The sequence below is a fragment of the Grimontia celer genome, from assembly GCF_900055185.1.
Classification (GTDB): Bacteria; Pseudomonadota; Gammaproteobacteria; order Enterobacterales; family Vibrionaceae; genus Enterovibrio; species Enterovibrio celer.
This window is the reverse complement of sequence record NZ_FIZX01000055.1, coordinates 1-549: the sequence shown is the minus strand read 5'-3', so window position 1 is coordinate 549 and position 549 is coordinate 1. Positions and strand designations below refer to the sequence as shown.

The 549-nt window shown below is 55.0% G+C and carries 1 rRNA gene; it reads right to left on the bottom strand.

Annotated elements, in window-relative coordinates:
• Window positions 1-215 precede the first annotated feature (215 nt).
• A 5S ribosomal RNA gene (gene rrf, locus GCE9029_RS25390) occupies window positions 216-330 on the bottom strand.
• Window positions 331-549: the final 219 nt, after the last annotated feature.

Genomic DNA, 549 nt, shown 5'->3' with positions numbered 1-549 from the left:
GAAGGGCTCTGTCCTTGTGACCAGAGGCGCGGCATGACGCAGTAAGTGGTACGCTGGTGGTGTACCGCGCTGAGGGGTCGAAGCAGGAGACAGGCGGAAGAGGGGCAGAACAGGGGAAGCTGCTTGGGCTGAGGTCTTGAGGGGTGTTACGGGAACCGAATTTCAAACACAAAAAAACCCTGACAGCATCGCTATCAGGGCGTCCTGTGTATGATGCTTGACGACGACCTACTCTCACATGGGATCTCCCACACTACCATCGGCGATGGCGCCTTTCACTTCTGAGTTCGGGATGGGATCAGATAGTGCTCTGCCTCTGTTTTTCTGAACACCTTTTCTGACAGATGCCATAAGGCGCACGCTTTTGATGTCACGCGCTGACGTGTCGAAGCATGAGACAGGCGCAAGCGGGGCATAAAAGGGATGCGCAATCTAACTGAGTTGATGCGGTGTGGTGCGGAAAACCGCAGACACAAAAAAGCCCTGACAGCATCGCTATCAGGGCTGCCTTTGTCGGCTGCTTGCCTGTATCTATGCCTTTCGGGACTC